The sequence below is a fragment of the Pseudomonas marincola genome, assembly GCF_900116605.1.
Taxonomy (GTDB): domain Bacteria; phylum Pseudomonadota; class Gammaproteobacteria; order Pseudomonadales; family Pseudomonadaceae; genus Aquipseudomonas; species Aquipseudomonas marincola.
Genome location: NZ_FPBC01000019.1, coordinates 20,815 through 39,527 on the forward strand (window position 1 = coordinate 20,815; position 18,713 = coordinate 39,527).

General features: G+C 58.6%; 18 protein-coding genes. 7 read left to right on the forward strand and 11 right to left on the reverse strand.

The window, feature by feature from the left end; translation table 11 throughout:
- Window positions 1-6: 6 nt before the first annotated feature.
- Window positions 7-780 carry an energy transducer TonB gene (locus BM395_RS21335; RefSeq protein ID WP_090515515.1) on the reverse strand — a complete coding sequence of 258 codons (774 nt, stop codon included), beginning with the start codon at window positions 778-780 and terminating at the stop codon, window positions 7-9.
- A gap of 129 nt (window positions 781-909) precedes the next feature.
- Here BM395_RS21335 and BM395_RS21340 point away from each other — a divergent pair, with 129 nt between their 5' ends.
- Together BM395_RS21340 and BM395_RS21345 are read left to right on the forward strand one after the other, a co-directional pair.
- Window positions 910-3,123 (forward strand): TonB-dependent hemoglobin/transferrin/lactoferrin family receptor, encoded by a 2,214-nt coding sequence (locus BM395_RS21340; RefSeq protein WP_090515517.1) that lies wholly within the window; start codon window positions 910-912, stop codon window positions 3,121-3,123.
- Between the two features lie 127 nt (window positions 3,124-3,250).
- Window positions 3,251-3,568: a Rieske (2Fe-2S) protein gene (locus BM395_RS21345; protein ID WP_090515519.1), complete on the forward strand. Its 318-nt coding sequence runs from the start codon at window positions 3,251-3,253 to the stop codon at window positions 3,566-3,568.
- Window positions 3,569-3,602: 34 nt separating this feature from the next.
- Here BM395_RS21345 and sfsA read toward each other — a convergent pair whose 3' ends face one another.
- Together sfsA and BM395_RS21355 are read right to left on the reverse strand one after the other, a co-directional pair.
- The gene (sfsA, locus tag BM395_RS21350) at window positions 3,603-4,310 is read right to left on the reverse strand and encodes a DNA/RNA nuclease SfsA (RefSeq protein ID WP_090515521.1); all 708 of its coding nucleotides are present in this window, start codon (window positions 4,308-4,310) and stop codon (window positions 3,603-3,605) included.
- Window positions 4,300-5,481, reverse strand: a complete 1,182-nt coding sequence (locus tag BM395_RS21355; protein WP_090515523.1) for a pyridoxal phosphate-dependent aminotransferase — start codon at window positions 5,479-5,481, stop codon at window positions 4,300-4,302. The genes sfsA and BM395_RS21355 overlap by 11 nt, the downstream gene beginning before the upstream one ends.
- 196 nt (window positions 5,482-5,677) lie before the next feature.
- Between BM395_RS21355 and dksA the strand changes: the two genes are divergently transcribed.
- The 3 genes from dksA to BM395_RS21370 all read left to right on the forward strand — a co-directional run bounded on the left by dksA (window position 5,678) and on the right by BM395_RS21370 (window position 7,779).
- Entirely contained in the window at window positions 5,678-6,121 is a 444-nt protein-coding gene (gene dksA / locus BM395_RS21360; protein WP_069897937.1) for an RNA polymerase-binding protein DksA, read from the forward strand.
- A 58-nt stretch (window positions 6,122-6,179) separates the two neighbouring features.
- Window positions 6,180-7,067, forward strand: a complete 888-nt coding sequence (gene gluQRS / locus BM395_RS21365; protein WP_090515525.1) for a tRNA glutamyl-Q(34) synthetase GluQRS — start codon at window positions 6,180-6,182, stop codon at window positions 7,065-7,067.
- Between the two features lie 178 nt (window positions 7,068-7,245).
- Window positions 7,246-7,779 carry a hypothetical protein gene (locus tag BM395_RS21370; RefSeq protein WP_090515527.1) on the forward strand — a complete coding sequence of 178 codons (534 nt, stop codon included), beginning with the start codon at window positions 7,246-7,248 and terminating at the stop codon, window positions 7,777-7,779.
- Between the two features lie 588 nt (window positions 7,780-8,367).
- Here the strand turns inward: BM395_RS21370 and BM395_RS21375 are convergent.
- The 7 genes from BM395_RS21375 to BM395_RS21405 all read right to left on the reverse strand — a co-directional run bounded on the left by BM395_RS21375 (window position 8,368) and on the right by BM395_RS21405 (window position 16,643).
- A complete protein-coding gene (locus BM395_RS21375; RefSeq protein WP_090515529.1) occupies window positions 8,368-9,537 on the reverse strand; it encodes an iron-containing alcohol dehydrogenase in 1,170 nt (389 codons plus the stop codon).
- 7 nt (window positions 9,538-9,544) lie between these two features.
- Window positions 9,545-10,933 (reverse strand): aldehyde dehydrogenase family protein, encoded by a 1,389-nt coding sequence (locus tag BM395_RS21380; RefSeq protein WP_090515531.1) that lies wholly within the window; start codon window positions 10,931-10,933, stop codon window positions 9,545-9,547.
- Window positions 10,934-11,020: 87 nt separating this feature from the next.
- The gene (locus tag BM395_RS21385; RefSeq protein WP_090515540.1) at window positions 11,021-12,394 is read right to left on the reverse strand and encodes a glutamine synthetase family protein; all 1,374 of its coding nucleotides are present in this window, start codon (window positions 12,392-12,394) and stop codon (window positions 11,021-11,023) included.
- 98 nt (window positions 12,395-12,492) lie between these two features.
- On the reverse strand, window positions 12,493-13,542 hold the full coding sequence (locus BM395_RS21390) for a TRAP transporter substrate-binding protein (protein ID WP_069897943.1): 1,050 nt from the start codon (window positions 13,540-13,542) through the stop codon (window positions 12,493-12,495).
- Window positions 13,543-13,679: 137 nt separating this feature from the next.
- Complete coding sequence (locus tag BM395_RS21395) at window positions 13,680-15,005, reverse strand: TRAP transporter large permease (protein ID WP_069897944.1); 1,326 nt, start codon at window positions 15,003-15,005, stop codon at window positions 13,680-13,682.
- The gene (locus tag BM395_RS21400) at window positions 15,005-15,511 is read right to left on the reverse strand and encodes a TRAP transporter small permease subunit (protein ID WP_069897945.1); all 507 of its coding nucleotides are present in this window, start codon (window positions 15,509-15,511) and stop codon (window positions 15,005-15,007) included. The genes BM395_RS21395 and BM395_RS21400 overlap by 1 nt, the downstream gene beginning before the upstream one ends.
- A 241-nt stretch (window positions 15,512-15,752) precedes the next feature.
- The gene (locus BM395_RS21405) at window positions 15,753-16,643 is read right to left on the reverse strand and encodes a lipase family alpha/beta hydrolase (protein ID WP_090515544.1); all 891 of its coding nucleotides are present in this window, start codon (window positions 16,641-16,643) and stop codon (window positions 15,753-15,755) included.
- A 207-nt stretch (window positions 16,644-16,850) separates the two neighbouring features.
- Here BM395_RS21405 and BM395_RS23420 point away from each other — a divergent pair, with 207 nt between their 5' ends.
- Window positions 16,851-16,997, forward strand: a complete 147-nt coding sequence (locus tag BM395_RS23420; RefSeq protein ID WP_170827707.1) for a hypothetical protein — start codon at window positions 16,851-16,853, stop codon at window positions 16,995-16,997.
- 78 nt (window positions 16,998-17,075) lie between these two features.
- Here the strand turns inward: BM395_RS23420 and BM395_RS21410 are convergent, their stop codons facing one another.
- Window positions 17,076-17,975 (reverse strand): AEC family transporter, encoded by a 900-nt coding sequence (locus BM395_RS21410; RefSeq protein WP_090515545.1) that lies wholly within the window; start codon window positions 17,973-17,975, stop codon window positions 17,076-17,078.
- A 157-nt stretch (window positions 17,976-18,132) separates the two neighbouring features.
- On the opposite strand from BM395_RS21410, the gene osmE reads away from it, so the two are divergent.
- A complete protein-coding gene (osmE, locus tag BM395_RS21415) occupies window positions 18,133-18,483 on the forward strand; it encodes an osmotically-inducible lipoprotein OsmE (protein ID WP_069898534.1) in 351 nt (116 codons plus the stop codon).
- Window positions 18,484-18,713: the final 230 nt, after the last annotated feature.

Genomic DNA, 18,713 nt, shown 5'->3' on the forward strand with positions numbered 1-18,713 from the left:
TGTTGTTCAACGTCGCGCCGCAAGTGCAAACGCGATGGGAATTTGCACCCGGCTGGGCACGGGCTGACCTGCAACTGTCTCGGGTTTGAAGCGCCAGCCAGAAACCGCCTTCACTGCCGCTTGATCAAGGCTGCTGACCCCCGATGAGCGCAGCACCTGCACATCGCGCTGTGCACCATTGCGATCAAGGCGCACCTCAACCAATACAGTGCCCTCCTGATTCCTGCGCCGCGCTGTGGCGGGATAGCTCGGCGGTTTCGGCGGCTGCAGAAAGCTCGGCTGATGGCTCACCACCTCTACCGGCTCGGGGCTTTGGGTCACGGGCGCCGCAACGGGTTTGGCTGTTGCCGGTGCTTTTGCTTTACCGGCGGCTTGTTCCGGCGCAGAGGGCTGGGCCGAACTGGCGGACGCAACTTGCGGCGCAGGTTCAGGCGCTACAACTGGCTTGGGTTTGGGTTCGGCGACAGCAGGCTTGGGGGCGGCGACTACTGGCTTGGCCACGGGCACCGGCGCAACCGGGGTTTTGACTGCTGGCGTGCTAACAGGCTCGCCAACAGGCTTGGCGGTGGCAACTGCCGGTGGCGGCTCTGGCGCGGGAGCGGACGGCGGCGCAACGGGTTCCTGTTTGGCGGCGGCCTGCAACTGAATCGCGGCGATCCGCAGCACTTGCGGCGCATCCCCCTGCTGGCCGGCGAGCGGTTGCACCGGCTCACGCAAAAGCCAACTGGCAGCCACATGGGCTGCCAGTGAAAGCAGGAGAAACAACGGCCAACGCAGCATGACAACGCCATAATTATTAAATTCAAATCCATTTGATAATCATTTGCATATGCATGTCAATCCCATTAGCATTTTGCGCCTGCCATCCAAGGTGAATACAAAATCACCCGTGCTAATCAGGAGCTACCTATGCAACGTCCACCCTTTGCCCTGCGTCCCTGGCTGCCACTTTTGCTGCTCGGCGCCTCAGCGACTCACGCTGCGGAACCTGCAGTGACTCAGTTCGACACGGTGTCGGTCACGGCCACCCGCAGCGAGCGCACACTGGATAAGGTCCCGAGTACCGTTTCGGTGCAGGACGAACGCCAGATCGACCAGCAAAACATCAACAACATCAGTGACCTGGTGCGTTATGAGCCGGGTGTTACGGTGAGCGGAACAGGCAGCCGGTTTGGTCTTAGCGGTTTCAATATCCGCGGCATCGGCGACAACCGCATCCTCACCCAGGTAGACGGCGTGCCCACTGCGGACGCATTCACCTTTGGCCCGTTCCTCAATGCGCGCCGTGATTACGTCGACCTCGACACGGTCAAGCAGGTTGAGATCATTCGCGGCCCGGCATCCTCGCTGTATGGCAGCGATGCAATCGGCGGCGCAGTGAGCTTCCTGACCAAAGATGCGGGGGATTATCTGGAAGACGGCGACGACACGTATCTGCGCTTCAAGACCGGTTACGACGGCAGCGATGACAGCTGGCAGCGCAGCGCCACATTTGCCGGGCGCCAGGGCCAGTTCGACGGCTTGCTGCATCTGGGTCGCCGCGATGGCCAGGCAACCGATACTTACGGCGGCGCCAGCGGCATCGGCAGTGGCCGGGGTGAAGCCAACCCGCAGGATTTCAACAACGAAAACTTCCTCGGCAAACTCGGCTGGAGTTACAACGAGACCGACCGTCTGCAGTTCACCTATGAGCGTTTCAACGCCGAGGCCGACACCAAAATCCTCAGCGACTACGCCACCACCGGCACAACCCGGACCTCGGACGCGGTGGACAGCACCGACCGCGAACGCTTCAGCTTGCAGCACCAGTTCGATTTATCGAGCGCGATCACCGATGGCGTTGAATGGCAGTTGAGTTATCAGGACAGCCTGATTCGTCAGCAAACATTCCAGGACCGCTTCAGTGCCGGAACCTTCCGTGAGCGCACCCGCGACTCCAAGTACCGCGAAGAACTGTGGACACTCAACAACAAATTCGACAAGGCCTTCGCCACCGGTGATGCACAGCATCAGGTGATCTACGGCTTCGACATCAAGCACCTTGAAAGCAGCGACCTGCGCCGTGGCTCAGAGGTGTACACAGCCACGGGCCTGCCAACCCCGCCGTCGTTTGGCGGTGAAAACTTCCCGCTGAGCGACTTCCCGGACCCAACCGCCAACGAGTACGCACTGTTTGCTCAAGACAGCATAGAAATTGGCCGCTGGACCCTGTTGCCGGGCTTGCGCTACGACTACTACGAAATGAAACCGGACGTGACCCAGGAATACCTCAACAGTGTTCCGGTGAACACCAACCCAGACAATTACGATGACCACGCGCTGTCACCCAAGCTTGCCGTCAGTTATCAGATCGACGACGCCTACAGCGTTTACGGCCAGTATGCGGCAGGCTTCCGCGCGCCGAATCCGGTCGATGTATTCGGCGAGTTTGTAAACTCAGCCTTTGGCTATCAAACCATTGCCAACCCGGACCTCGAAGCCGAAACCAGCAACAGCTACGAGCTGGGCTTGCGCGGCAAGTTTGACCAAGGCAGCTTCGGCCTCGCCCTGTTCTACAACGAGTACGATGACTTCATCGAGCAGGTCTCTCTGAGCAGCGACCCGACCGGCAACGGCATTCCGCTGACATTCCAGTACCAGAACCTCAACAAAGTGACGATCCGTGGCGCAGAGGCCAAGGGGGACTTGTTCCTGGGCAGCTATGGCATGCCTGAAGGCACCCGCCTGCGCGGCGCTATCGCCTATGCGCGCGGTCGTGATGAAGACACCGGCCAGCCGATCAACAGCGTCGATCCACTTAAAAGCGTTATCGGCCTGGGTTACGACGCGCCGAACGGCGAATTCGGTGGCGAGCTGGCGTGGACGCTGGTGGCCGCCAAAGAGCGCGTCGACAAATCGGCAATCCCTAACCAGTTCGAGCCCGCCGGTTACGGCACACTCGACCTCAACGGTTACTGGCAGGTCAGCGAGCAGTTCTCGGTTAACGCCGGCCTCTACAACCTCACCGACAAGCAGTATTGGCAGTGGGGCGATGTGCGCAGCCTGACCGCCGACAGCCCGTCACTGGACCGTTATTCACAGCCTGGCCGTTATGCAGCTGTGAACATGATCTGGGAGATGTAAGCCTTTGCAGCGGCTGAGCAACTTTCTGCGCAGCCGCTGCGCAACAGATTCAATTCGCACACGGATGTGCCCCTTTCGCATCTGTCCGCTGTTGGCGATAATCGCCGCCTTAAGCGGAGAGTGACTCATGCAGTTTTTATGCGCCCCGACCTACTTGCCTGAAGGCCAGAGTCGGGGCTTTACGTTGGACGATGAACGGGTTTTTGCCGTGCGCAAAGACGGCCAGGTGTTCGTCTACCGCAACTATTGTCCGCATCGCAGCGTGCCGTTGGACTGGCAACCTGACCAGTTTCTCGATTCCAGCGCCAGCCTGATCCAGTGTGCCACCCACGGCGCACTGTTCCTGATTGATAGCGGTGAATGCGTCGCGGGCCCCTGCGCGGGACAATCCTTGTACAAGCTCGAATCCCGCGAAGACGCGGATGGCATCTGGGTCAATCTATAAACCGAACGCCACCCAGCGTTGATCCCGATCAGTGCTAGAGCTGCACATCCAGCCGATGAGTGACGCGAACCCCCTGCGGGCTGATTTCCACACCATACGCCAGCACTTCCACGCCAGCCGCCATTGCCTCTTTGAGGGCACTGGCGTAGCCCGGATCAATCTCCTCGGCGGGGCGCACAGCAGTTATCCCCGAGAGATTCACACAGTACAACTGAACCGCCCGCACGCCCTGACGAGCCAGAGTGGCGAGTTCACGCAGGTGCTTGGCGCCGCGCTCGGTGCGCGCATCCGGAAACGCCGCCACATCGGTGTCGGCAAAGCCCAGCGTCACGCTTTTAACTTCGACATACGCCGCCCCGCCCGGATACTCCAGACGAAAGTCGATCCGGCTGCGCTCCTCACCGTAAGGCACTTCACGCTTGAGCGCAGTGAACCCGGCCAGTTCGCCGATAACGCCGGCATTCAGCGCTTCTTCGACCAACGCATTGGCCCGCGCCGTATTAATGCAGGCCAGTCGCCCGTGCGGGGTTTCGCCGATCTCCCAACTGCCAGGCAATTTGCGCTTGGGGTCGTTGGAGCGACTGAACCACACGCGCCCACCCTCGCTCATGCAGTTGAGCATCGAGCCGGTGTTGGCGCAGTGAATGGTCATCAGCTCGCCGCTATCCGTCTCAATATCAGCGAGAAACCGCTTGTAGCGCTTGATCAGGCGCGCTGATTCCAGTGGTGGCTCAAAGTGCATGCGGGTTCCAGGTCTTAAGGCCGCGTGCGATACGCTCGACGGCTTGTTGCAGGCGTTCAAGGCTCTGTGTGTAGGCGAAGCGCACGTGTTGATGCGCTTGAAAACGGCCGAAGTCATTACCTGGCGTGAAGGCCACGTACTCGGTTTCAATGAAGTGTTTGCAGAATGCAAATGCGTCCCCGCCGAAAGCCGAGATGTCTGCATATAAATAGAATGCGCCTTCGGGCTCAACGGCGATCTTGAAGCCCAGCTCACGCAAGGCCGGCAGCAAGAAGTCGCGGCGACGGGCAAATTCTTCGCGGCGTTGCTCAAGGATTTCAAGGGTTTGCGGCTCAAAGCAGGCCAGCGCCGCTTGCTGGGCCATGCTCGGCGCACTGATATAAAGATTCTGCGCCAGCTTCTCCAACTCTGGTACAGCCGCCGGCGGCGCCACCAGCCAACCCAAGCGCCAGCCGGTCATGCCGAAGTATTTAGAAAAACTGTTCAGCACAAAGGCTTCATCGTCGACTTCAAGCACGCTGTGCGCATCTACGCCGTAGGTCAGCCCGTGATAAATCTCATCAACCACCAGGTGGCCGCCACGGCGCTTGAGCGCCTGAGACAAGCCCGCCAATTCATCGGCGCTGAGCAAGGTGCCTGTCGGGTTGGCCGGAGACGCCACCAATGCACCGACACTGTCTTTGTCCCAATAACGCTCAACCAGCTCGGGCGTGAGCTGATAGCGCACATCCGGGCCAACTGGCACCAATTGCGCAGCACCCTCGATCAGCCGTAAGAAATGCCGGTTACACGGGTAGCCCGGATCTGCCAGCAACCAGTGCTTGCCCGGGTCCACCAGCAAACTGGTGGCCAGGAGCAACGCGCCTGAGCCGCCCGGGGTAATGAGGATTCGCTCAGGATCGATATTCAGCTGGTAACGCTGGGCATAGAACCGCGAAATAGCTTCGCGCAGCGCCGGAATCCCGCGCGCGGAGGTGTAGCGGGTATGGCCCTCTGCCAGCGCCGCCTGCCCAGCCGCTATAATAGGAGATGCGGTTGTGAAGTCCGGTTCGCCGATTTCAAGATGAATTACATCATGGCCATCAATTTGCAGTTGATTGGCACGCGCCAGCAACGCCATAACATGAAAAGGTTCTATTGCGCGGCTGCGGGCACTGTAGGGCTGGGCCATGGAACTCGCCTTGATCTGAATTTAGGGGCGAATTCTACCCAACTGTTCGAAGAAACGGCACAACCTCGACAACTGGGAGTAGCGCACCACGGGTTGTTCTGGTAAGTTCGCCCGCTTGCAGCCGCAGGGCCGACCTCAAAATCGGCAATGGAAATCACCTGCGCAGTGGATTAGTAAGAGTGAGAGGCGGACATCGATGCCCACCAAAGCAAAAGAAAAGAGCGGTCAACTGATTCGTGGCTTTGAACCCTACAAAGAAAGTAAGGGCGAGGAGTACATGGGTGAGCCGATGCGTGCGCATTTCACCAGCATCCTTAACAAATGGAAGCTGGAGTTGATGCAGGAAGTTGACCGGACTGTGCATCACATGCAGGACGAAGCAGCCAATTTCCCTGATCCGGCCGACCGCGCAAGCCAGGAAGAAGAATTCAGCCTGGAACTGCGTGCCCGCGACCGCGAGCGCAAGCTGATCAAGAAGATTGACGAAACCCTGCAGTTGATCGAAGACGAAGACTACGGCTGGTGCGACTCGTGCGGCGTAGAAATCGGCATTCGTCGACTGGAAGCGCGTCCTACTGCCACGCTTTGCATTGACTGCAAGACTCTGGCAGAAATCAAAGAAAAACAGATCGGTTCCTGATCTGCCGAAACGGGGTGCCAAGGCACCCCGTTTTATTTCTGCCTGAGCGGTATTGCACGTGAATACTGGCGCTTACGTGGGCCGCTTCGCCCCGACCCCAAGTGGCAACTTGCACTTTGGCTCGCTGGTCGCAGCGCTGGCCTCGTATCTCGACGCCCGCTCGGTAGGCGGCCGCTGGCTGCTGCGCATGGAAGACATAGACCCTCCGCGTGAAGTGCCTGGCGCCCAGGATGCAATCCTGCACACCCTCGAAAGCTACGGTTTTGAATGGGACGGCCAACTGGTTCGCCAGAGTGACCGGCACGCGTATTACGCCGCCTGCGTAGAGCAACTGTTCAGCCAGGGCCTGGCCTACGCCTGCACGTGCTCACGCAAGCAGCTTGAAGGCTATAACGGCATCTATCCCGGCTTTTGCCGCAATGCCGGCCACACGCGCATTGATGCGGCCATTCGTTTGCGTGTACCGCAACTGACATACGCATTTACCGACCGGGTCCAAGGCGCGTTCAGCCAGCATCTGGGCAATGAGGTTGGCGATTTCGTCATTCAGCGCCGCGACGCGCTATACGCCTATCAATTGGCCGTGGTGCTGGATGATGCCTGGCAAGGCATAACAGACATCGTACGCGGCGCCGACCTGCTCGACTCGACCCCTCGCCAATTGTATTTGCAGGAGCTGCTCGGTTTCAGCCAGCCGCGCTACCTGCATGTGCCGCTTATCGTCCAACCCGACGGCAACAAACTCGGCAAGTCCTATCGCTCACCTCCCTTGCAGACTGACCAAGCCAGCGCGTTTTTGGCCAAAGCCTTGCGCACGCTTGGCCAGGAGATGCCGCCCGAGTTGAATAATGCACCGCCCAAAGAATTGCTGAGCTGGGCGACGGCGCACTGGGATGCAGACAAAATCCCGCGCACCGCCACGCTGGACGAGGCATCACTGGTTTAATCAGTGCAGTGCGCCCCGCAAAATAACGGCGGCTGGCGCCATACCGCAGTCTGAAAGCACACCATGAAATGACTGACCGGCCCGTTTTTTCAGGCGCAGGTTGTCTTGTGAATTAGGGTGCGCGCAGATTTGCCTATATCCTTGGCGTTTAGACTCAACACTTACAGGATCAGATGCGATGAAAGCCCAGCTTGAAGAGTTAATCAGCAAAATCAGTTCGGGCTGCATGCTTGCTGAAGATGTTCAGCGCATCGCCGATGAAGCGGTGCAGGCGTATGCCGATCCCGAGAAGTTTCTGGCCGCCAATCCTGATATCAACTTTGATGACGAATTCCCCATTCCGCTGGGCGAATGGGTCGTGGCCGGCAGCCTGCCAGAGACGGTACTGTTCATGGCCGACAGCTACGACGCCCTGTTCGAGCAAGTTGTCGAATCCTTTGGCGCCGAGGTCAGCTTCGTCCTCAAACCCAAGCAACTGGTTAAAGTTGAACCGCTGAAAGCGCTGAACCGCATACAAGTGCAACTGAGCAGCCTCAGCCCTGAAACCAAGGGTTATGTGTTGGTGAGTTTCAGCGAGCCGCTGGACTACGCATTGCAAGCAGTGCTGGTTTACACCACCGACCTGCCCCGCGTGCTGGAATTGGCAGTAGAGATCGGCATATACGCAGCCCCCGCGTATGAGTCGCTCAAAGCAGAGCTGGAAGCCGAATAAGGCAGACTTGGTAGTGCGGCGGTTACGGACCACACCATACCGATGACCGCGCCGCGGCGAATCCCCCCAACCAAACACCCCACCGACGGAGGATGGAATCCGCGCAGCGGCTTCCGTCATGGCGGCCTGGCGGTATAACGCGGTTGGGCTGTTGTTTTGCGGGTTGCGCGAAATCCAAAGCCTGACCGCACCAGTCGCAACATCGCAATGACGGAAACCCCGTTGGGGGCTCCATCCTCCGGCATGCCCCAACAGAAATCGTATTAATACGAGGCGCAACGCATCGAATACCGCGCCGGTGCGAATACGCCAAACCAAACACCTCACCGGCGGAGGATGGAATCCGCGTAGCGGCTTCCGTCATGGCGGCCTGGCGGTATAACGCGGTTAGGTTGTTGTTTTGCGGGTTGCGCGAAATCCAAAGCCACACCGCGCCAGTCGCGATATTGCAATGACGGAAACCCCGTTGGGGGTTCCATCCTCCGGCACCCAATACGTAACGCATCGTTACGAGGCGCGCCGCAACCGATTACCGCGCCGGTGCGAGCACACTCAACTAAACACCCCACCGTGTGTTTGGCCCTGTGTTTACATCTTTCCGGTCAGGGCATTTTCGAATATTTGCCGGTACTGCTCGCTGTTGAAGGTGATCGGGTTGGTGCCGGCGGAGGGATCGACCTCGGCCATTTTTCCGACCTGCTCCATTCGCACATCATCAATACCAATCTCGGCCAATGTATGGGCGATGCCCAATTGCTCGCGCATTTGCAGCACCCAATCCAACACGCCAGTGTAGGTCGGGCTCGGCAGGCTCAGGTAGCGGCCCATTTTGGCCATCTGGCTTTCGATGCGGCTGCGATTGGCATGCAACACATACGGCATCAACACCGCATTCAACAGGCCATGATGGGCGTCGTACAGGGCTCCCAACGGGTGCGCCAGTGCATGCATTGCGCCGAGGCCGCGTTGGAATGCGGTGGCGCCCATGCTCGAGGCCACCAGCATCTGCAAACGCGCCTCGACATCATTGCCTTGCGCCACCGCGCGCGGCAGGTATTCCTGCACCAGCCGCATCCCTTCGAGGGCAATGCCCTCAGCCATCGGGTGAAACAGTGGAGAGCAGAACGCCTCCAGGCTGTGCGACAACGCATCCATGCCGGTTGCAGCGGTAATTTTGGGCGGCAGGCCAACGGTCAGTTCCGGGTCGAGTATGACCAACGCCGGCAACATGCGCGCATGGAAAATAATGCGTTTAATGTGCGCACTGTCGTCGGTGATCACCGAGGCGCGGCCGACTTCCGAGCCTGTACCGGCAGTGGTCGGCACGGCAACCACTGGCGCCATACCCGCCACATTGACCCGGTTGCAGTTATCACCGATGTCCTCAAAGTCCCACAGCGGGCGGTTTTGCCCGACCATCAGTGCAATCGCCTTGCCGGCATCCAGCGCCGAGCCGCCACCGAAGGCAATCACGCCATCGTGCCCGCCGGCCTTGAACGCGCGAACGCCTGCCTCCACGTTTTCGCCTGTGGGGTTGCCTTTGATCGCAGAGAACACATCTGCCTTGAGCCCTGCATCGCGGCATTGGGCCAGCGCCTGATCGATCATGGGCAGCGCCGCCAGGCCGGGATCGGTGACCAGCAGCGGCGCGCTCATGCCAAGCCCTTTGCAGGCATCGGCCAGCTCGGCGATACGTCCGACTCCCACGCGGATCGACGTCGGGTAATTCCAATTCATACGGTATTGGTCAGTATTCATGGCGCCCTCACAACCGGGTCTTGAAGTGAAATGATTTAGGTCGGGTCAGGTACTCGAAACCGACACTCGACAACGTGCAGCCATGCCCTGAGTTTTTCACGCCCGTCCAGGCCAATGCCGGATCGAGATAATCACAGCGATTGAGAAATACGGTGCCCGCCTCGATTTGATCAGCCAGCGCCAATGCAGCATCTTCATCCTGACTGAAAATTGCGGCAGTAAGGCCGAACTCGCTGTCGTTCATCAACCGCAGCGCTTCGGCATCGTCCGCCACCTTCTGGATACCCACCACCGGCCCAAATGACTCCTCGCTCATCACGCGCATGCTGTGATCGACCCCGGTTAAAACCTGCGGCGCCAAATACGCGGTGCCCGGCTTGTCGAGCGCAAAGTCAGCCGGATCAATATGCGCCGTGGCACCCGCCGCTACCGCCTCATTGATTTGCCCACGCACAAACTCAGCCGCCTCAGCACGCACCAAGGGACCGAGTGTCGTCTCCGGGTCATCCGAGCGCCCCAAACGGTATTGCTTAACCAATGCCACCGCCTGCTCGACAAAGGCGTCATACAGCGAGGCGTGCACATAAATCCGTTCGATGCCGCAGCACGACTGCCCCGAGTTGAAGAACGCGCCGTCGATAGTCGTTTCAACGGCATGCGCAAGGTCTGCATCGGCGCGCACATAGGCGGGGTCTTTACCGCCCAACTCAAGCCCCGTGCTGATAAACCGGCCCGCAGCGGCCTGCTCGACCATCGCCCCGCCCGGCACCGATCCGGTGAAGGCCACATGCTGCACCGCCGGCGCCTTGATCAACTGTTCGGTATCGGCATGGCTCAAATGCAGGTACTGAAACACCCCGCCCGGCAAGCCCGCCGCATCGAATGCGGCCACCATGCGCTCGGCACATAATGGCGTTTGCGCCGAATGTTTAAGCAGCACACTGTTACCCGCAAGCAACGCTGGCAGCACGGCATTCACCGCCGTCAGATACGGGTAATTCCAGGGCGCGATTACCAGCGCGACACCGAGCGGCTCGCGGCGGATAAACCGGGTGAAGCCGGGCTTTTCCGGCAGTTGAATATCCGCCAGCGCGCTTTCGGCAATGTCGGCCATATAGCTTGCACGCTCGACAAACCCGCGCACCTCACCGGCGCCATAGCGGATCGGCCGCCCCATCATCCAACACAACTCATTGGCCAGCTCGGCTTCTTGCGCACTGAAAAACTCAACGGCCTTGCGGGCAATGGCAATGCGCTTTGCCAGTGGCGTTTGCTTCCATTGGCGCTGCGCCTGTTCGGCGCGCTCCAACGCGGCGCTGATCTGCTCTGCGCTGGCAAGTTCGCGTTCAACGTACACCGAGCCATCAATCGGGGAAATACACTGCAACTTCGCCATACATCACTCCTGATAAATACCGCATACGGCGCCACAACCTTGCTCGGCGCCACGGGTTAAGGGCCGCAACAGCGGTCAGCGGCTTCGCTAGATAATCTCGAAGTAGCGATCCAGCTCCCAGTCGCTGACATGGCGGCGATACTCGCGTTCCTCCCATTCGCGGCTGGCGGCAAAGTGCTCAACGAAAGCATCGCCAAACAACTCACGCGCCGCCGTCGAGGCCTTCAGTCGCTGAGCCGCATCCCACAAGGTTCTGGGCAGAGCCAATTCGGCAGGATGCTGCTGATCGTAGGCATTACCGACTACCGGGTCGGTGGGTTGCCACTTGTGCATGATCCCGTAGAGCCCGGAAGCGAGCGCCACCGACAACGCCAGATACGGATTACCGTCCGCCGCGCCAAGGCGGTATTCCTGACGTTGGGATTTGTCACTGCCGGGAATCACGCGCAATGCAGCTGTGCGATTTTCCACGCCCCAGGTCGCATCAGTTGGCGCCCAGAAGCCGGGAATCATCCGCCGATAGCTGTTCAGCGTGGGCGCAACCATGCACAGGAACTCCGGCATCAGCCGTTGCTGACCGGCCAGAAAATGCCGCTGAATCTCGCTCATGCCGTGTTCTTGGTTGGCGTCGTAAAAAGCTGATTTGTCGCTGCTGCTATCGCGCAGCGACACATGGATATGCCCGCTCTGGCCCGGATATTTTCCCGACCATTTGGCCATGAACGTCGCCATCAGCCCGTTGCGCTGGGCCAGTACTTTCATGAAGGTTTTAAACAGCGCGGCTTTGTCTGCCGCCGCTTCGGCGCGATCCACTGCGATTGCCGCCTCAAGCACACCGGGGCCGGTTTCGGTGTGCAGGCCTTCGATTGGAAAATCCATCAGCTCGGCCATTTCGAGAATCTGGTGATACAACTCGGCATGTACCGAGTTGCGGATCATCGAATAACCGAACCAGTCCGGGGTGAACGGTTTGAGATTACGAAAGCCTTTCTCGCGCGCCGACTCCGGCGTTTCATCGAACATGAAGAACTCGTACTCAAGCGCAGCAAAGGGCTCAAAACCCATGGCCTGACAGCGCTCGATAACCCGGCGCAAAGTGCCGCGCGGGCAAACCGCCTCCGCTTGCTGGTCGAACTCGGCGAGAAACAGCAGCATGCCGTTTTCGAACGGCAGCTCACGGCAACTGGACGGAATAATGCGCACCGGCGCATCGGGATAGCCGGTGTGCCAGCCGGTGTATTGGGCGTTGTCGTAGAGCTGGTCTTTAACATCCCAGCCCAGCACCACATCGCAGAAAGCGAAACCGCTGTGCAATGAGGAGAAGAATTTGGAGCGGCTCATGTACTTGCCGCGCATGACCCCATCGTTATCGAACAACCCAACTTTCACATGACTCAAACCCCGTTCTTCGATGATCCGTTTGGCATCTTCAAGGGTCTTTACATCCCGCGGATTAAGCATGGCGACCTCTGTTATTGTTGTTGAGGCTTTCCTTAAAAACACCCGCGCTGTTTCTTCCTGAAAGCAGCGCAGGAAATCGGCCGTCGTGGCAAGACGGATTAACGGTAAGGCGAGCCAGCCTTGGCCATCAAAGCGTTGTACTTCTTGAAGATATCCACAACCTTGGCGCAGCGTGGGCTGGTCTTGGCGATTTCATCCCAGAACACTTGCGCCTCATCCTCTACGGTTTTCCACTCGGCAGCCGGAATGGATGTCAGCTGCAATTTGCTGCCCTCAACCCGCAGTGCCGCCTCTCCCCCCCAATACCAGTGCTGGCGGTAGTAGTTGGAGCTGTCCATGCACAGTTTGAACAGGGTTTTCAGGTGCTCGGGCACCTCGTCCCATTTGTCCGAGTTGGCAAAGTAGGAGCCGCACCACGCGCCGGAGATGTTGTTGGTCAGGAAATACTTGGTGACGTTGGCCCAGCCGACCGTGTAATCCTCGGTAATACCGGACCAGGCAATGCCGTCCAATTCGCCGGTCTGGATCGCCACTTCAACGTCTTCCCAAGGCAGCGTCACCGGTACCACGCCGAAACGCGAGAGGAACTTGCCGGCGGTTGGAAAGGTGAAAATGCGCTTGCCCTTGAGGTCAGCAAGGCTGTTCACCGGCTCGACCGTGGCAAAGTTGCACGGGTCCCAGGCGCCTGCCCCGAGCCAGGTAACACCTTCGACTTCGCCGTAGGCTTCGGCCCAGATTTCATTGAGCCCGTACTTTTCAAACAGTACTGGCACATCGAGGCTGTAACGCGTTGCAAAGGGGAAGTAGCCGCCAAACACGGCGATATCCACAGGCGCGGCAATCGAGTCGTCATCACTCTGCACCGCGTCGATGGTGCCGCGCTGCATCGCGCGAAACAGCTCGCCGGTTGGCACCAACTGGTCGGCGAAGTACAACTGGATTTCCATCTGGCCATCGGCGGCTTTGTTGAAGGCGTCAATCGAAGGTTTAATCACATGCTCGGCCAATGCCGGGCCGGCATAGGTTTGCAGCCGCCAGGTGATTTTTTTCGCCTCGGCGGCATAGATGTGTGCAGAACCCAAAGCGGTCGCGCCCACCGCGCCAGTGGTGACGGCGGCATTTTTAAGAAAACTGCGTCTAGTAGTCATGCGGTGCTCTCCGTAGTGTCAAGGCACATCAGGCCGCTTCAGCTCATGGCTGGCGGCACTTATCCGGGCCTGAATACTGCACAGCCCCGGTTCGATGGCACACCACTACTTAAGGCGCGCCGGATTCATTGATCCGTCTATCTGGCGTAATGCCACTGCGGCAACCAAAGCGCCAGTTGCGGAAAGACCATCACCAACACCAAGGCCAGCACCATGATCAAAACAAAGGGTGTGACCGAGACGTAGATGTCGCGCAGGGTGATTTCGGGCGGGGCCATCGCCCGCATCAGGAACAGGTTGTAGCCAAACGGCGGCGTCATGTAGGCGATTTGACAGGTGATGGTGTACAGCACGCCGTACCACACCAGATCAAAACCCAGCGCGCCCACCAACGGCACGTAAAGCGGTGCGACGATCACCAGCATGGCGGTGTCATCAAGGAACATGCCCATGATGATGAACGACACTTGCATCAGGATAAGCACCTGCCACGGGCTCATTTCCAGACGATCGACGAAGAACGCTTCAATCGCCTTCACCGCGCCCAGGCCATCGAATACCGCGCCGAAGCACAGCGCCGCCAGAATGATCCACATGAACATGCAACTGATGCCCAGCGTTTTGCGCAGGGTCTCTTCCATGACATGCCGATTTATCCGCCCCTTAAACAACGCCGCCAGGGTCGCAGCCGTGGCACCGACCGCCGAGCTTTCGACCAGGCTGGTGATACCCATCAGAAACAGGCCGGTCATGCTGAAGAAGATAAACAGCGGCACAACCCCGGCCTTGAGCAGACTGAAGCGCTCCGCCCAGGTGATTTGTGCGCGTTCCTCACGGCTCAGCGCCGGCCCCAGCTCCGGCTGCAAACGACAACGAATGGCGATATAGAGGATAAACAACCCGGCCATAAGCAGGCCGGGAAACACCCCGGCAAGCCATAACTGGCCGACCGGTTGGCGCGCGATCATGCCGTACAGCACCAGCACCACACTGGGCGGAATAAGAATACCCAAGGAACTGCCGGCCTGAATAACCCCGGTGACCATGATCTTGTCGTAGCCGCGTCGCAGCAGTTCGGGCAAGGCGATACTGGCGCCAATCGCCATGCCGGCCACACTCAGGCCGTTCATTGCCGAGATCGCCACCATCAGGCCAATCGTGCCGACCGCCAGCCCGCCGGGCAGCGGCCCCATCCACACGTGAAACATGCGGTAGAGGTCTTCGGCAAGGCCCGACTCCGACAGCATGTAGCCCATGTACACAAAGAGCGGCAGGGTCAGCAGCGGATACCACTTCATCAATTTCATGGCGGCGCTGAACGCCACCTCGGAGCCGCCATCCCCCCACAACGCCAGCGCGGCCACCACCGCGACGAAGCCAATGGCGCCAAAAACGCGCTTGCCTGTCAGCAGCAGCACCATCATCGAGGAGAACATCAACAGGGCGATAAATTCGTAGCCCATTACAACGTCTCCCCGCGTGCAGCAGCGACGTCCTTGAAGAACGTGGCGATGGCTTGCAGCAACATCAGTGCAACGCCGATGGTCATGACTATTTTGATTGGTGCCATCGGCGGCGACCACGCGGAGTAACTGGTCTCGCTGTATTGCAGCGCGTAATGAGTCGAGGAGATCGCGCCGTAGAGCAGCATCGCCAGGTAGAAAATCAGCATCAGAATGGTGACGGCATCCACGGTAGCCCGCGTTTTCGGGCTCCAGCGGCTGTAGAGCAGGTCCATGCGTACATGGTCGCCGAGCTGCATCGAATAGGGCCCGCCCAGCAGGAAGTAGGCGACCATCAAAAATTGCGCAGTTTCCAGCGTCCAGGCAGCCGGATCAAAAAAGGTCTTACTGATGGAGGAGTACAGCAAAACCCCGAGCATGACGAAAATCAGGTACATGGCAAATCGTCCGATCAGACGATTAACCCGGTCTACCGTCCTGACAAAACCGCGAATGGCCTTGTTCATGCGATTCCCTGCAATGTGTTTTTTTACTTATCCGCTGAGCCTAGCTCAAGATCAGGCAAAGCCAACCCAAGCCAAAGACGCGCCCACAGTCCACACGCATGCACCTGCGCCAGGCGAGTGTCACTTGAGGGATTTCAGGCGCCAGCAACCGCCGGCATCAGCGCCCGCATCGCTGCATGGCGCTTGCTCCCTGCTCGAAAACGCGGGGCTTGGCTTCTGCCGCGACGCTTAAGACTTTGGTCTAAGCCTCTGCCGCTGCCAGTCGCTCAACATGTTCAGCAAACAGACGCAGCGGATCAGCGCCTTTGCCAACCAAGCCGAAACTCTGGTTAACGATGTCAAAATGATCCAGCGGGTAGTTGTCGCCAATCACCTTGCCCAGATGCGAACTGTAACGCCCGACCATGCCATCGCACTGGCCAACTTCGCGGGTGAAGGTTCGGGCAAACAACCGACACGCCACATTCGGGCCATCGAACAAATTGCCGCCACGGTTGGTAATACCGGGCTGCAATGTGCCGGACCATGAGTAGTAATAAACCCCGTTAACCACCTCATCGCCTTCACCGCCCCAAGTATGCGGCAAGCCCTGTGGATAACGCTGATTGAACAGCGCCACCCCTTCTGTGGTTAGCGAATGCTGCGCGGCTGCGGTGTCAAAGGGCAACCTGGGCCCACGGTAGCCGACCTCAAGTACCGTAGTAAGCCAGACAAATGCTTGCAGCAGAGCACTCACGACTCGTTCACGCCATGAGCCTGGCCGGGCATTACGCTGCAGGAAATCACCCAGTTCAGAGCCATGATTAGGCCCGGCCACTGAGGTTACTGACGCCACCAGATCCGGACGTTTGGCTGCGGCATAGCGGGCAGTGAGCGCACCTTGGCTATGCCCGAGCAAATGCACCTTGGCAGCTCCGGTACTGGCCAACACCGCGTCGATTCGCGCCAGCAGTTGCTCGCCGCGTTCCTCGGTCGAATGCACCGGCGACACCAACACCGGTATAGCCTTGGCACCGTGGCGAGCGAGCAAACGCACAATGCCGTACCAGTAGTGATAGCCCAGCAGGCTTATGAAACCGAGCAAGCCCGGCACCAAAATCAGCGGATATCGCAGTGATTGCTTCTCGGGCATTTAGGTTCATCCGTGTGTCAGGCCTGCTGATCCTTATCAGCAGTATTTGATGACCTTAGCGCATCCGCCAGAAGTCGTGCGCCAGAGCGCTCGAGAAGGTGTATCAGAGCGACCAATGATGACTATCAAAGCAGACAAATTCCTATTTTTCAGCCGCGCTATATCCTGCATCAACATTGTGACGAATTGATCGTAAGGAGACCTGAAATGAAAGCCACTCTGTTCTTCAGCTTGCTGTTTTTACTGTTCGCAGCCGACGTTTATGCGCGCCCGGTTCTCAAGCCACAACCGCTACTGGGCGAACTCAAAGACAGCCAGCCGGTTGTGCTGCAACAAAACAGCCCGCAAGCCTGAGGCGACACTGAGCAGAAACGGCTTGCGGATAATCCGCCGCTGTTATTTGCAACCGAACAGCCAGGCATTGCGCCGGGCTCAGTGCGCCACCAGCAACACCCAAAGCGGCAGCGTGAGTGCCGCCAGCACAGTTGACAGCGAGATGGTCGAACTGACATTGCGGGTATCCAACTGGGTTTTCGCAAAGGCCAGAATATTCACCCCGCTCGGACACGCAGCCATCAATACCAGCACGCTGCGCGCATCATGGCTGAGCCCCGGAACCAGAGCCGTCGAGGTGTAGACAAGGAGCGGAAACACCAGCAACTTGACGCCGCTCAGCATCACCACAGCGGTGGTCGGACGCAATCTGTATCCGGACAAACTCACGCCCAAGACGATCAACGCGCACGGCAATGCCGCTTGCGCCAGCCACTCGACCATCTGCCACAGAGGTGCGGGCACCGTGAGCCCGGACAGGTTAAGCATCGCCCCCAGCAGCAGGCCGATAATCATTGGATTCGCCAGGTTCTTCAGCAGTGCCTTGAAGTTCACCTGCTCGACGCTGCCAAACGCTGAGTAAATGCTTTGCAGGGTAAACAGCGTAAGGCTGTGGAAAACCAGAATCGCAAACACATAAACCAGCCCGTCATGGCCCAGCAATGTGGTTACCAACGGGATACCCACCAGCACATTGTTGGAAAAAGTAGCCGCCAATCCGGAGGCTGTGGCATGGCCGGTAATGCGCTGAGCAATCAGATTGACGCTGCAGAATACGATTAAGGCCGGCACGTAATAGGCCAGCAATAACAGTGGCGACAGACCTTGTGCCAGCGGCGCTTTGGCGATCCCGATAAACAGCAGGGTCGGCATGAACAGCTTGAAGGTAATGCTCGCCAGTCCCGCCGATGATTCCTGACTCAGCCACTGCCGGCGACCCAGCACGTACCCCAGAACTATCAGGCCGAATATCGGCAAAATCGCAAGCACCGCTAGCATTTTCAGAACCGCTCCGCGAACCCTGCCTACACTGCATGAAGCTGCAAAGCGGCTGAAGGTGAGAATAGAGCGCGACACGATACCTGCAGTTTCAACTTCTGCCCACTTTGGCGGTCACATGCATATCAACGATACGCGTTCATTGCACGGAGCCCTCATGAACATAAAAGTCCTCGTCGCCGTAGTTTCTCTCAGCACGCTAGTCGGTTGCGCCGGAAGCAAGGTCGAAAACCCGATCGACTATGTCACTTACAGCGCGCAGCCGCTGGTGGATAAGGTTGATCACGACATGACCAGCAAAGAGGTGATGCAAATTGCAGGGCCACCTTCCAGCACAATTTATCGCAGCGTCGAGCCGGGTACTTGCAACAACTATGTGCTCAGTGAAGACAACCACAAGCAGCCCTACTACGTCAGCTTCAACTCCTCCGACAGGGTTGATGGCAAGGGTTTCATGACCTGCGAGCAGATGGAAAAGAACGCCCGCGCCACACTGTTTGGTGATTAGCCGATGAATCTGGCGGGAGCTGATCAAAAAACAACCAGCACCCGCCAGGCCATATGCGCTATGGCTTGTGGACAAGCATCCTGAGGTTATACACAGCTACGTCCACAGTAAAAATGGATAAGTCGTTCGTCAGCCACGCGCAAGCCACTGAAATAGCGGGCTTTTCGCTTGACTTGTGAGTGTTGGCAAAAGTTTGCGCTCGCAGCAAAAGAGCTGATCGTTTTTTAATC